Source organism: Acidovorax sp. 100 (genome assembly GCF_003688355.1).
Classification (GTDB): Bacteria; Pseudomonadota; Gammaproteobacteria; order Burkholderiales; family Burkholderiaceae_C; genus Acidovorax; species Acidovorax delafieldii.
Genome location: NZ_REFD01000001.1, coordinates 4,350,646 through 4,362,889, shown reverse-complemented (window position 1 = coordinate 4,362,889; position 12,244 = coordinate 4,350,646). Strand labels below are relative to the sequence as shown.

Annotated in this window: 16 protein-coding genes and 1 tRNA gene; 14 read left to right on the top strand and 3 right to left on the bottom strand. The window is 60.0% G+C overall.

The window, feature by feature from the left end; genetic code table 11:
• Nucleotides 1-184 precede the first annotated feature (184 nt).
• Together C8C96_RS20000 and C8C96_RS19995 are read right to left on the bottom strand one after the other, a co-directional pair.
• Complete coding sequence (locus C8C96_RS20000) at nucleotides 185-544, bottom strand: hypothetical protein (RefSeq protein WP_108497203.1); 360 nt, start codon at nucleotides 542-544, stop codon at nucleotides 185-187.
• 8 nt (nucleotides 545-552) lie between these two features.
• Entirely contained in the window at nucleotides 553-807 is a 255-nt protein-coding gene (locus C8C96_RS19995; protein WP_056061527.1) for a hypothetical protein, read from the bottom strand.
• Between the two features lie 87 nt (nucleotides 808-894).
• Here C8C96_RS19995 and C8C96_RS19990 point away from each other — a divergent pair, with 87 nt between their 5' ends.
• Together C8C96_RS19990 and C8C96_RS19985 are read left to right on the top strand one after the other, a co-directional pair.
• Nucleotides 895-1,125: a hypothetical protein gene (locus tag C8C96_RS19990; protein WP_056061531.1), complete on the top strand. Its 231-nt coding sequence runs from the start codon at nucleotides 895-897 to the stop codon at nucleotides 1,123-1,125.
• A gap of 48 nt (nucleotides 1,126-1,173) precedes the next feature.
• Entirely contained in the window at nucleotides 1,174-1,650 is a 477-nt protein-coding gene (locus C8C96_RS19985; protein ID WP_056061533.1) for a molybdenum cofactor biosynthesis protein MoaE, read from the top strand.
• A 94-nt stretch (nucleotides 1,651-1,744) separates the two neighbouring features.
• Here C8C96_RS19985 and C8C96_RS19980 read toward each other — a convergent pair whose 3' ends face one another.
• Nucleotides 1,745-2,047, bottom strand: a complete 303-nt coding sequence (locus C8C96_RS19980) for a hypothetical protein (protein WP_121943396.1) — start codon at nucleotides 2,045-2,047, stop codon at nucleotides 1,745-1,747.
• Nucleotides 2,048-2,394: 347 nt separating this feature from the next.
• On the opposite strand from C8C96_RS19980, the gene rpsO reads away from it, so the two are divergent.
• From rpsO to nuoF, 12 genes are all read left to right on the top strand, one after another.
• Nucleotides 2,395-2,661, top strand: coding sequence for a 30S ribosomal protein S15 (gene rpsO, locus C8C96_RS19975; RefSeq protein WP_005793232.1), 267 nt, complete (start codon nucleotides 2,395-2,397; stop codon nucleotides 2,659-2,661).
• 207 nt (nucleotides 2,662-2,868) lie between these two features.
• Nucleotides 2,869-5,112 (top strand): polyribonucleotide nucleotidyltransferase, encoded by a 2,244-nt coding sequence (pnp, locus tag C8C96_RS19970; RefSeq protein WP_056061536.1) that lies wholly within the window; start codon nucleotides 2,869-2,871, stop codon nucleotides 5,110-5,112.
• Between the two features lie 95 nt (nucleotides 5,113-5,207).
• The gene (locus tag C8C96_RS19965) at nucleotides 5,208-6,194 is read left to right on the top strand and encodes an NAD(P)H-quinone oxidoreductase (RefSeq protein WP_108497206.1); all 987 of its coding nucleotides are present in this window, start codon (nucleotides 5,208-5,210) and stop codon (nucleotides 6,192-6,194) included.
• Between the two features lie 2 nt (nucleotides 6,195-6,196).
• Nucleotides 6,197-6,946 (top strand): triose-phosphate isomerase, encoded by a 750-nt coding sequence (gene tpiA / locus C8C96_RS19960; RefSeq protein WP_056747675.1) that lies wholly within the window; start codon nucleotides 6,197-6,199, stop codon nucleotides 6,944-6,946.
• 42 nt (nucleotides 6,947-6,988) lie between these two features.
• Nucleotides 6,989-7,354, top strand: coding sequence for a preprotein translocase subunit SecG (secG, locus tag C8C96_RS19955; RefSeq protein ID WP_056061544.1), 366 nt, complete (start codon nucleotides 6,989-6,991; stop codon nucleotides 7,352-7,354).
• A 114-nt stretch (nucleotides 7,355-7,468) separates the two neighbouring features.
• Nucleotides 7,469-7,553 (top strand) — tRNA-Leu (locus C8C96_RS19950).
• A gap of 73 nt (nucleotides 7,554-7,626) precedes the next feature.
• Complete coding sequence (locus C8C96_RS19945) at nucleotides 7,627-7,986, top strand: NADH-quinone oxidoreductase subunit A (RefSeq protein ID WP_056061547.1); 360 nt, start codon at nucleotides 7,627-7,629, stop codon at nucleotides 7,984-7,986.
• A gap of 24 nt (nucleotides 7,987-8,010) precedes the next feature.
• Nucleotides 8,011-8,490, top strand: coding sequence for an NADH-quinone oxidoreductase subunit B family protein (locus tag C8C96_RS19940; RefSeq protein ID WP_007849129.1), 480 nt, complete (start codon nucleotides 8,011-8,013; stop codon nucleotides 8,488-8,490).
• A 10-nt stretch (nucleotides 8,491-8,500) separates the two neighbouring features.
• Nucleotides 8,501-9,109 (top strand): NADH-quinone oxidoreductase subunit C, encoded by a 609-nt coding sequence (locus C8C96_RS19935; protein WP_121944106.1) that lies wholly within the window; start codon nucleotides 8,501-8,503, stop codon nucleotides 9,107-9,109.
• A 27-nt stretch (nucleotides 9,110-9,136) separates the two neighbouring features.
• Nucleotides 9,137-10,390: an NADH-quinone oxidoreductase subunit D gene (locus C8C96_RS19930; RefSeq protein WP_121943395.1), complete on the top strand. Its 1,254-nt coding sequence runs from the start codon at nucleotides 9,137-9,139 to the stop codon at nucleotides 10,388-10,390.
• Nucleotides 10,387-10,875 carry an NADH-quinone oxidoreductase subunit NuoE gene (gene nuoE / locus C8C96_RS19925; RefSeq protein WP_056061558.1) on the top strand — a complete coding sequence of 163 codons (489 nt, stop codon included), beginning with the start codon at nucleotides 10,387-10,389 and terminating at the stop codon, nucleotides 10,873-10,875. The genes C8C96_RS19930 and nuoE overlap by 4 nt, the downstream gene beginning before the upstream one ends.
• Complete coding sequence (gene nuoF, locus C8C96_RS19920; RefSeq protein ID WP_056061561.1) at nucleotides 10,875-12,230, top strand: NADH-quinone oxidoreductase subunit NuoF; 1,356 nt, start codon at nucleotides 10,875-10,877, stop codon at nucleotides 12,228-12,230. The genes nuoE and nuoF overlap by 1 nt, the downstream gene beginning before the upstream one ends.
• Nucleotides 12,231-12,244 lie beyond the last annotated feature (14 nt).

Below are 12,244 nucleotides of genomic sequence, written 5' to 3'. Positions count from 1 at the left end.
ATTTCTCTACCAGGTGGTTCCGTCGCTCATCCGGACGGAACCACAGCTCCGGTCAGATGAGCTCTGGTTTTTTGGTTTTGCCCACGCACTGCAACGCCACCGCAGGTGCGGCGGTCGTGGCAAAGGTGGTGCGCGTGGACATGGGCCGCAGTATAGCCAAGTGCCCACCGTGTTCCAAGGTTGGTCAGCCTGCCTGCGGTGGCTGGGCAGCGTTGGCTGCAGATTCGGGCTGCGGCGGCACCAGCACGGGGCATTGCCACACCAGCAGCTCGGCCAGCCGGGTGACGATCCATGTCGCTTCTGCCACCGCCACGCCAGATTCGGCCGTGCACAGCCCCGCGTGGATGCGCTGCAGGATCTCGGTCTCGGAAGGCGCCTGCACGTGGTACAGCGTCTGCGCGTGCTCCACCAGATGGCCTGCCAGGTCTTCGCACAGTTCGTAGCGGGCGCGCACGCCGTTCGCCTTTTCCGTCAGGCGCCCTCGGGTGTCGGTGTAAACCGCCATGAAGGAGGGCGGCACGTGGATCTGGTTGTCGTCATCCATGGGGTGGTTTAGTCGGGGGTGAACAGCCGTTCGAACTTGGCCTGATCGGAGGCCAGCTCGAAAGTCACCACCTGGCCCATTTTCATGTCCGACAGGCGGCAGGCACCAAACAGCGTCGTTTTGCCCGCCAGCTCCATCACATCCAAGTCAATGATGGCGTAGGGGTGGGGCACGAAGACCTGGTGCTCGAACACATCGCGGACCGTATTGCGCGGGGATGGGTAGAGCTTGTAGAGATCGGTCTGAATCGTTTGTGTGGCCATGGGTGGAAAGGGCTTGGAAGATCACGTACCGGATCGCATGCGGGTACAGTGCGGGCGAATCGTACAGACAAACGTTATTACCAATCTATGGCACGCAATAAAAGTGAATGGCCCGCCAAGGTGCTGGCGTTGGTTCGGGGCGGCAACCTGCCCGCTGCCATTGCTCAGATCAAGGTGGCACCGACCGTGGGCGACGTCACGCGGCTGCAGGCATTGCTGGCGCAGTTGCCCCCATCGCCCGCACTGGCGCAGTTGAACAAGGTGGTGGAGGAAGAACGTGCCCTGCTGGCTGCACCACGGCTGCATCGTTCGCCCTGACGCGACTTCCTGTCTGAACTCCACACTCCCTGCTGAGAGCCTTTTGTCATGACCTTGCCCCGCGTTTCTATTCAGACCGAGGACTTTGACCTGTCCACCGAAATCGCTACCTTGCGTCGTGAGAACAAGGGTGTGGGCGCTGTCTGCAGCTTCGTGGGCACTGTCCGTGATCGCAACGAGGGGGATCAGGTGTCCTCCATGGAGTTGGAGCACTACCCTGGCATGACCGAAAAATCCATCGAAGCCATGGTGGACGAGGCCTTTCGGCGCTTCGATATTTTTGGCGCCCGCGTGATTCACCGGGTGGGTCTTCTGCAGCCCCTGGACCAGATCGTGCTGGTGGCGGTGACCAGTGCCCACCGGGGTCAGAGTTTTCAGGCCTGCGAGTTTTTGATGGACTACCTCAAGACCCAGGCGCCGTTCTGGAAAAAGGAGCAAACCTCACATGGCGCTCGCTGGGTGGATGCACGGGTGAGTGACGATGCAGCGCTCGCGCGCTGGGGGATCACAGCGGCCAACGCCTGAACAAGCCACGGCCTTTTCGCACCGCCGGCGCCACGCCCCGGGGTGTCTCTGAGGGATGCGGATGACTTCAGGCTTGGCAGCGTGGTGTGTGGGGTCACGGTTTGTGGGTGTATCCGAGGCAGGCGCCCGCATTGGCGCGCCCCTTGCACTCCCGATACAGCCGGCGGTCGCGTTCCGAGCGGCTTTCCTCGGATGAGCTTCGCTCCTGTTTCACCTTGGTGGATTTCTTTTTCTTGCTCACTTCGCTATGGCCGCTTTGGGTCGCATTTGGGGTGGTGGCGTGGCTTGCCCCGGTATGCAGCCCGAGGCCAAGGGCCAGCATCCACAAAAGCAGGGGAGCGATAACCTTGCGCAGTGCCACGTTGGTCGAGGGGTGGAGGGCCGGGGGGAATGGCATGTTGAGTGGTCCGGGGGAGTGAATGTTGGGATGCCGGGGCGCCGGGTGATCTTAAAGTGGGCTTGGGCTGCAATGCGTCGAGGCGGGCTCACGCCGATGAGGCCTGTGCTGCGGCGTATCCTCTACGCTACACCGGCGGCGAAGGGCGGCAGCAAGCCCCCGTGTTCTGGTCCGGCGAGATCGGGCTGGCAAGGTGCCTGTGGGCTGGTCAGAGGCGAATTGAGGGCCTCGGGTTATAATCCACGGGTTTTGCATGGTGCAAGACGCACGCCTGCGGCCGTTCCAGCTGCTGGCGCAAGTAAAAACCATGGTCTTCCGCCTGCGGCAGGCCACATTCAAGGAAAAACATGATCGCATCCTCCATCAAGGCCGAAGTCGTCAAGGCGAACGCCCGTGCTGCCAATGACACTGGTAGCCCAGAAGTGCAAGTGGCCCTGCTGACCGCTCGCATCAACGAACTGACTCCCCACTTCAAGACGCACGCCAAGGACCACCATGGTCGCCGTGGCCTGCTGCGCATGGTGAGCCGCCGTCGTAAGCTGCTGGACTACCTGAAGGCCAAGGACGCTGACCGTTACACCGCGCTGATCGCCAAGTTGGGTCTGCGCAAGTAATCTTCATTGCATGCCAAAACGCCTGGGTTAGTCCGCTAGCTCAGGCGTTTTTTACTTCGGAGCCGCAAAACAGAGCGAAGCTGTGTCATTCCAATGAAGTTGTTGTTACTGCCTGGCGCAGAACTTCTCTGGAATGGCATCGTGTTCTGAATTGCTCTCCAAGACAATCTGGTAGGGCACTACCAGCTATTAAAACAGGAGCTGAACATGAGCATTTTTAATAAAGTCACCAAGACCTTCCAATGGGGTGATAAGACCGTCATCATGGAAACCGGCGAAATCGCCCGCCAGGCCTCTGGCGCCGTGCTGGTGAATATTGACGACACCGTGGTGCTGGCCACTGTGGTCGCCTCCAAGTCCGCCAAGCCCGGTCAGGACTTCTTTCCCCTGACGGTGGACTACATCGAGAAGACGTATGCTGCCGGCAAGATCCCTGGCAGCTTCTTCAAGCGCGAAGCCAAGCCCAGCGAGCACGAAACCCTGACCAGCCGCCTGATCGACCGCCCGATCCGTCCGCTGTTCCCCGAAGGTTTCTTCAACGAAGTGCACGTGGTGATCCACACGGTGTCGCTGAATCCTGAAGTGGATGCCGACATCGCTGCGTTGATCGCTACCAGTGCTGCCCTGGCCATCTCTGGCATTCCGTTCAACGGCCCCATTGGTGCCGCACGCGTGGGTTATATCAACGGCGAGTACGTGCTCAACCCTGGCCAGACTGCGCGCAAGAACTCGCAGATGGATCTGGTGGTGGCGGGTACCGAAGCCGCAGTGCTGATGGTCGAATCTGAAGCCCAGCAGCTGTCTGAAGAAATCATGCTGGGTGCCGTGGTGTTCGGTCACGAGCAAGGCAATGTGGCCATCAACGCCATTCACGAACTGGTGCGCGACGCGGGCAAGCCCGTGTGGCAATGGGAAGCGCCTGCCAAGGACGAAGCACTGATCGCCAAGGTGGTGGCGCTGGCCGACGACAAGCTGCGCGCTGCCTACCAGATCCGCAACAAGCAAGCCCGCACCCAGGCCTGCCGCGAAGCCTATGCAGCCGTGATGGCAGCGTTGAAGGCCGATGGTGTTGAGTTCGACGCCGTCAAGGTTGAAGGCATGCTGTTCGACATCGAAGCGGGCATCGTGCGCAGCCAGATCCTGGCTGGCGAGCCCCGCATCGACGGCCGCGACACGCGCACCGTGCGCCCCATCGAGATCCGCAACAGCGTGCTGCCCCGTGCCCACGGCTCGGCCCTGTTCACGCGTGGCGAAACCCAGGCGCTGGTCGTTACCACGCTGGGCACCGAGCGTGATGCACAGCGCATCGATGCGCTGGCTGGCGAGTACGAAGACCGCTTCATGATGCACTACAACATGCCTCCCTTCGCCACCGGCGAAGTGGGCCGCATGGGCTCGACCAAGCGCCGCGAAATCGGCCACGGCCGTCTGGCCAAGCGTGCGCTGGTCGCTGTGCTGCCGACCAAGGAAGAATTCCCCTACACCATGCGTGTCGTGTCGGAAATCACTGAGTCCAATGGTTCCTCGTCCATGGCTTCGGTTTGCGGCGGCTGCCTGTCGCTGATGGATGCCGGCGTGCCCATGAAGGCCCACGTGGCCGGTATTGCGATGGGGCTGATCAAGGACGCCAACCGTTTCGCCGTGCTGACCGACATCCTGGGCGATGAAGATCACCTGGGTGACATGGACTTTAAGGTGGCGGGTACCACGGGCGGTATCACGGCCCTGCAGATGGACATCAAGATCCAGGGCATCACCAAGGAAATCATGCAAGTGGCACTGGCCCAGGCCAAGGAAGCGCGCATGCACATCCTGGGCAAGATGCAGGAGGCCATGGGTGAAGCCAAGACCGAAGTGTCGAACTTCGCGCCCAAGCTGTACACCATGAAGATCAACCCCGAGAAGATCCGTGACGTGATCGGCAAGGGCGGCGCTGTGATCCGTGCGCTGACCGAAGAAACTGGCTGCCAGATCAACATCGAGGAAGACGGCACCATCACCATTGCCGCCACCGACGCTGCGAAGGCAGATGAAGCCAAGAAGCGCATCGAGCAGATCACGGCAGAAGTCGAGATCGGCAAGATCTACGAAGGCCCTGTGACCAAGATCCTCGACTTTGGCGCGCTGATCAATCTGCTGCCTGGCAAGGATGGTCTGCTGCACATCAGCCAGATCGCTCACGAGCGCGTCGAAAAGGTGTCTGACTACCTGACCGAAGGCCAGATCGTGAAGGTCAAGGTCATGGAAACCGACGAAAAGGGCCGTATCAAGCTGTCCATGAAGGTGTTGGCAGATCGTCCCGCCGGTGGCAGCGACCGTCCAGCGCCTGCAGAACGTGGCGATCGCGAACCCCGCCGCGATCACGGTCGTGATGGCGGCCGTCATCCCGCAGAGCAGCAACAGCAGCAGGCCCTGCCTGCAGATGGCGCGTCCGTCCAGGTGAATGGCTAAATTGTTGATCTGCTATTGATTTGGTAGCTGCTGGTGCATATAAATCATGCGCTAGCGGCCTAAATCATCTGAATCCATCTTCGGTAAACCCCGTTATGCATGCTGTTGAGATCACATCGTTTGGTGGGCCTGAGGTGCTGCGTCTGGGTGAGCGCCCCGCTCCTGTAGCGGGTGCGGGTGAGCTGCTGATCCGCGTGGCGGCCAGTGGCATCAACCGCCCAGATGTATTGCAGCGAATGGGCCACTATGCGCCGCCCCCTGGCACCTCGGATCTTCCGGGGCTGGAGGTCGCGGGGGTGGTTGAGTCGGGCGATGCTTTGGCGATGGCAGAGGCGGGCATTCGTGTGGGTGACCGTGTTTGCGCCTTGGTGGCGGGTGGTGGTTATGCCCAGTGGTGTGTGGCGCCGGTGGTGCAATGCCTGCCGGTGCCTGATGGCTTCAGTGACGTAGAGGCTGCATCACTTCCGGAGACGTTCTTCACGGTGTGGAGCAATGTCTTTGACCGTGCGCGTTTGCAAGCCGGTGAAACCTTCCTGGTGCAAGGCGGTACGAGTGGCATTGGCGTGACGGCTATTCAGCTGGCACGTGCCTTCGGTGCTACCGTGATTGCCACCGCTGGGAGCGATGACAAGTGTGCAGCTTGCCTGGCGCTGGGCGCGCACCACGCCGTCAACTACAAGTCTCAGGACTTTGTGGCCGAGGTGAAGCAAATCACCGAGGCGCGTGGTGTTGATGTGGTGCTCGATATGGTGGCAGGTGACTATGTCGCCCGCGAGGTCGAATGCCTGGCCGAGGACGGCCGGATCGTCATCATCGCCGTGCAAGGGGGTGTGCAGAGCGGTTTCAATGCCGGGTTGGTGCTGCGCAAGCGGCTCACCATCACAGGGTCCACGTTGCGTCCGCGTCCCGTGGCTTTCAAGGGTGCGATTGCACGGGCGCTGCGTGAGCATGTCTGGCCCTTGCTGGCAGCGGGCAAGGTGCGTCCGGTCATCCACAGCACGTTTGCTGCTGCGGATGCGGCACAAGCCCATGCGCTGATGGAGTCCAACCAGCACGTTGGCAAGATTGTTTTGACGTGGTAATCATGAACAACAAGAAAAAACTCATCGCTGGCAACTGGAAGATGAATGGCAGCCTCGCTGCCAACGAAGCTTTGTTGAAGGCCTTGATTGCGGGTGCTGCAGATGTGGCTTGTGATGTGGCCGTCGCAGTGCCAGCGCCTTATCTGGCGCAGGTGCAGGCGTTGACGGCTGGCACTGCCATTGCGGTGGCAGCGCAGGATGTGTCTTCGCACGAGGCGGGTGCCTACACTGGTGAGGTATCGGTGGCCATGCTGAAGGATTTTGGTGTGCGCTATGCGCTGGTGGGGCACTCTGAGCGCCGCCAGTACCATGGTGAAACGGACGCGATTGTGGCGGAGAAGGCCCAGCGCGCGCTGGCGGCCGGTGTGACGCCGGTGGTCTGTGTGGGGGAAACACTGCAGGAGCGTGAAGCGGGACTGACCGAGGCGGTGGTCAAGCGGCAACTCGCAGCGGTAATTCATCTCAACGGTCATTGCATCAGCGAGATCGTGGTGGCTTACGAGCCAGTGTGGGCCATTGGCACGGGTCGCACTGCGTCGCCGGAGCAGGCGCAAGCTGTGCATGCCGTGCTGCGCACCCAGTTGGCAGCAGCGAGCGAGCATGCGGACCGCATCCGGTTGCTGTACGGCGGCAGCATGAATGCGGCCAATGCAGCCCAATTGCTGGCGCAGCCCGATATCGACGGTGGCCTGGTCGGTGGGGCTTCGCTGAAGGCGCCCGACTTTCTACAAATCATTGCGGCCGCCCGTTGAGGCGGTTGCGAGTCAAACAATTCAATCAGGAGTGAACAGAGAATGAACGTGATCGTGAATGTGATTTTGGCGGTGCAGATGTTGGCGGCCCTGGCCATGATCGGCCTGATCTTGATTCAGCATGGCAAGGGAGCCGACATGGGGGCGGCTTTCGGCAGCGGCAGTTCGGGCAGCCTCTTTGGCGCCAGCGGCAGCGCCAACTTCCTGTCCCGTACCACGGCCGTGCTGGCTGCAGTGTTCTTTGTTTCTACGCTCGCGTTGGCCTACTTTGGCAACGCTCGTCCCGCCAGTTCGGGCAGCGTTCTGGAAACGCCCGCCGCTGCCGTGCCTGCCGGCGCACCTGCTTCTGAGGTGCCTGCAGCGCCTGCCGCTCCCGCTTCGGGCGCCGCGCAGATCCCGACCAAATAATTGAACTGAATTTCGGTCCGCAGGGCCGAAGCAGGGTTTTTCCGGAGTAGAATTCTGGATTGTCTGGAAAGCCAAAGCCGCAAGGTTCCTCATGCCATCCAGATGCAAAAATCAGCCGTCGTGGTGAAATTGGTAGACACGCTATCTTGAGGGGGTAGTGGCGAAAGCTGTGCGAGTTCGAGTCTCGCCGACGGCACCAAAACAAAGGCCTGCCTGCATGACCCGGCTCGGGTCCTGACGGGCAAGGCCACAGCGGTGAGCACATCCTCAAGATGAACCTCGATCAGTACCTCCCCGTCCTTTTGTTCATCTTGGTCGGCATCGCCGTAGGCGTTGTCCCCCTTGTACTCGGCTACATACTGGGCCCCAACCGCCCGGATGCCGCAAAGAACTCTCCCTACGAATGTGGCTTTGAAGCCTTCGAGGATGCGCGCATGAAATTCGATGTGCGCTACTACCTCGTGGCCATTCTCTTCATTCTGTTCGACCTGGAAATCGCATTCCTTTTCCCGTGGGCGGTCACGCTGCACGAGGTGGGCGTGGCCGGTTTTGTGGCGGTCGTGATTTTCCTGGCCATTCTGGTCGTGGGTTTTGCCTACGAATGGAAAAAGGGTGCCCTGGATTGGGAATGAGCGGACTTCAACAAGGACAATGCAATGATTGAAGGCGTGATGAAGGAAGGCTTCATCACCACGAGTTACGACTCCGTGGTGAACTGGGCCAAGACCGGTTCTCTGTGGCCGATGACGTTTGGTCTGGCTTGCTGTGCTGTGGAGATGATGCACGCTGCGGCGGCCCGGTATGACATCGGTCGTTTTGGTGCGGAAGTGTTCCGTGCCAGCCCTCGTCAGTCCGACCTGATGATCGTGGCGGGCACGCTGTGCAACAAGATGGCCCCCGCACTGCGCAAGGTGTACGACCAGATGTCCGAGCCGCGCTGGGTCTTGTCGATGGGTTCGTGTGCCAATGGTGGTGGTTATTACCACTACAGCTATTCGGTGGTGCGCGGTTGTGACCGCATCGTGCCGGTGGATGTTTATGTGCCAGGTTGCCCTCCGACGGCAGAAGCTCTGATCTACGGGATCATCCAGCTGCAGCAGAAGATCCGCCGCACCAACACCATTGCTCGTGTCTGAAGGGTTGATGATGTCAGCTGTTGCCATTCGGCCTGAGAAGCTTAAAGAGAATATCTCTGCGGCGCTGGGTGCCAAAGTGCGCCAGATTTCGGTCGCTCTCGATGAGGTCACCCTGGTGGTCGCTGCTGCGGACTATCTGGATGCGATGCGCTTGCTGCGCGACTCGGAAGGTTGCCGTTTTGAGCAGCTGATCGATTTGTGCGGTGTGGACTATTCTGCATATGGCGATGCAGCCCACGAGGGTGCCCGCTACTGTGTGGTGTCGCACCTGTTGTCGGTCAGCCTCAATCAGCGAGTGCGCGTGAAGGTGTTCTGCCAAGACGATGATTTCCCGGTTGTTGCTTCGGTAGCCGAGTTGTGGAATGCAGCCAACTGGTACGAACGCGAAGCCTTCGATCTGTTTGGCATCGTGTTTGATGGTCATAACGACCTGCGCCGCATTCTCACGGACTACGGATTTATCGGGCACCCTTTCCGCAAGGATTTCCCCTTGTCTGGACATGTCGAAATGCGTTACGACGCCGAGCAGCGCCGTGTCGTGTATGAACCCGTGTCCATCGAGCCGCGGGAAATCACGCCCCGCATCATCCGCGAAGACAAGTACGGAGGCCTGCACTGAGCCGCCTCGCGCCTCATGTGATCCATCATGGCTGAAATCAAGAACTACTCCCTGAACTTTGGTCCGCAGCACCCTGCGGCGCACGGTGTGTTGCGCCTGGTGCTGGAGCTGGACGGCGAGGTTGTGCAACGCGCTGACCCGCATATCGGTCTGCTCCATCGCGCCACCGAGAAGCTGGCCGAGCACAAGACATACATCCAGTCACTGCCCTACATGGACCGGCTGGACTACGTATCGATGATGTGCAACGAGCACGCCTACTGCCTAGCCATCGAGAAGCTGCTCGGACTGGAAGTGCCGGTGCGCGCGCAGTACATCCGCGTGATGTTCTCCGAGATCACGCGCTTGCTGAACCACCTCATGTGGTTGGGCTCGCACGGTAACGACTGCGGCAGCTCCACTATCCTGATCTACACCTTCCGCGAGCGGGAAGACCTGTTTGACATGTACGAGGCGGTTTCTGGCGCCCGCATGCATGCGGCCTATTTCCGCCCGGGCGGCGTCTATCGCGATCTGCCCGACAGCATGCCGCAGTACAAGGTCAGCAAGATCAAGAATGCCAAGGCGCTGGAGGCGTTGAACCAGAATCGTCAAGGGTCTCTGCTGGACTTCATCGACGATTTCACCCAGCGTTTCCCAGGCTGTGTGGACGAATACGAAACACTGCTCACAGACAACCGCATCTGGAAGCAGCGTACGGTAGGCATCGGCGTGGTGCCCCCCGAGCGAGCCCTGAATCTGGGTATGACCGGCCCCATGCTCCGTGGCTCCGGTATCGCCTGGGACCTGCGCAAGACCCAGCCATACGACGTATACGGCCGCGTGGATTTCGATGTGCCAGTGGGCAAGACCGGTGACTGCTACGACCGCTACCTGGTGCGTGTGCAGGAAATGCGCGAGTCCAATCGCATCATTAAGCAATGCGTGGACTGGCTCAAGGCCAACCCCGGTCCTGTGATCACGGACAACCACAAGGTGGCTGCGCCCGCGCGTGAATCCATGAAGTCGAACATGGAAGAGCTGATCCACCATTTCAAGCTCTTCACGGAAGGTTTCCACGTGCCGGAAGGCGAGGCCTATGCGGCGGTGGAACATCCCAAGGGCGAATTCGGTATTTATCTGGTGAGTGATGGTGCTAACAAGCCTTACCGACTCAAGATCCGGGCGCCGGGTTTTGCGCATCTGGCGACGCTCGACGAAATGGCGCGTGGCCACATGATCGCGGACGCTGTCGCCATCATTGGCACCATGGATATCGTGTTCGGAGAGATTGACCGATGATTACCGAAGCGACCAAGGCGCGGTTTGCGCGCGAAGTGGCCAAGTACCCTGCGGACCAGAAGCAGTCTGCGGTGATGGCTTGCTTGTCCATCGTTCAGCAAGAGCAGGGCTATGTCAGCGCCGAGAGCGAGGCAGTGATCGCCGACTATCTGGGCATGGCGCAGATCGCCGTGCACGAAGTCACGACCTTCTACAACATGTACAACCAGCAACCGGTGGGCAAGTACAAGCTCAACGTGTGCACCAATCTGCCCTGCCAGTTGCGCGACGGGCAAAAGGCGCTGCATCACCTGGAAAAGAAGCTGGGTGTTTCGATGGGTGAGACCACACCTGACGGCCTGTTCACTCTGCAGCAATGCGAATGCCTGGGTGCTTGCGCTGATGCGCCTGTGATGCTGGTGAACGATCGCACGATGTGCAGCTTCATGGACAACGACAAGCTCGACCAGCTCGTTGACGGCCTGCGGGCCGCGGAGGGCCAGTGATGACCACGGCAGCACAAATACTCTCCCAGTTCCAGGCTACGGGCGTTCAGACCTGCTTCCATGACCGCCATATCAACCCCCAAATCTATGTGGGCCTGAATGGCAGCAACTGGAGCATCAAGGACTACGAAGCGCGTGGTGGCTATCAGGCGCTGCGTCGTATCCTGGGCAAGGATGGTGAAGAGGGCCTGACGCAGGATCAGGTCATTGCCACTGTCAAGGAGTCTGGCTTGCGTGGCCGGGGTGGTGCAGGCTTTCCTACGGGTCTCAAGTGGAGCTTCATGCCCCGCTCGTTCCCAGGCCAAAAATATCTGGTCTGCAATTCCGATGAGGGTGAGCCTGGTACTTGCAAGGATCGTGACATCCTGCAGTTCAACCCGCACATCGTCATCGAAGGCATGATCATTGCAGCCTATGCGATGGGCATCTCGGTGGGCTACAACTACATCCATGGCGAGATCTTCCAGACCTACGAACGGTTTGAAGCCGCTCTGGAAGAAGCGCGGGCAGCAGGTTATCTGGGCGACAACATCCTGGGCAGCAGTTTCAGCTTTCAGCTGCACGCAGCCCACGGTTTTGGTGCCTACATTTGCGGTGAAGAAACTGCATTGCTCGAATCGCTGGAAGGCAAAAAGGGGCAACCCCGTTTCAAGCCACCGTTTCCGGCCAGCTTTGGCCTGTATGGCAAGCCCACCACCATCAACAACACGGAAACCTTTGCGGCTGTGCCTTGGATCATCCGCAATGGCGGTGCGGCTTATCTGGAGTGCGGCAAGCCCAACAACGGCGGCACCAAGATTTTCTCGGTGTCTGGTGACGTCGAAAAGCCAGGCAACTATGAGGTGCCGTTGGGTACCCCATTTGCCAAGCTGCTGGAACTGGCCGGTGGCGTGCGCAAAGGCCGTCAACTCAAGGCGGTGATTCCTGGTGGTTCATCGGCCCCTGTCTTGCCTGCATCCGTCATCATGGAATGCACGATGGACTACGACTCCATCGCCAAGGCTGGCTCCATGCTGGGCTCTGGTGCCGTGATCGTCATGGACGATTCCCGGAGCATGGTCGAAAGTCTGCTGCGCCTGTCGTATTTCTATTCGCATGAATCCTGCGGCCAGTGCACGCCCTGCCGTGAAGGCACGGGATGGATGTGGCGCGTGATCGATCGCATCCAGCATGGCCAGGGTCGTGAGGGTGACCTGGATCTGCTCAATTCGGTGGCGGACAACATCCAGGGCCGCACCATCTGTGCGCTGGGTGATGCTGCCGCCATGCCTGTGCGCGCCATGATCAAACACTTCCGTCCCGAGTTTGAGGCACTGATCCGGAACAAGGCTCCACAAGCCGCGACTTCCGTCTGATCGCGAGAAAACAT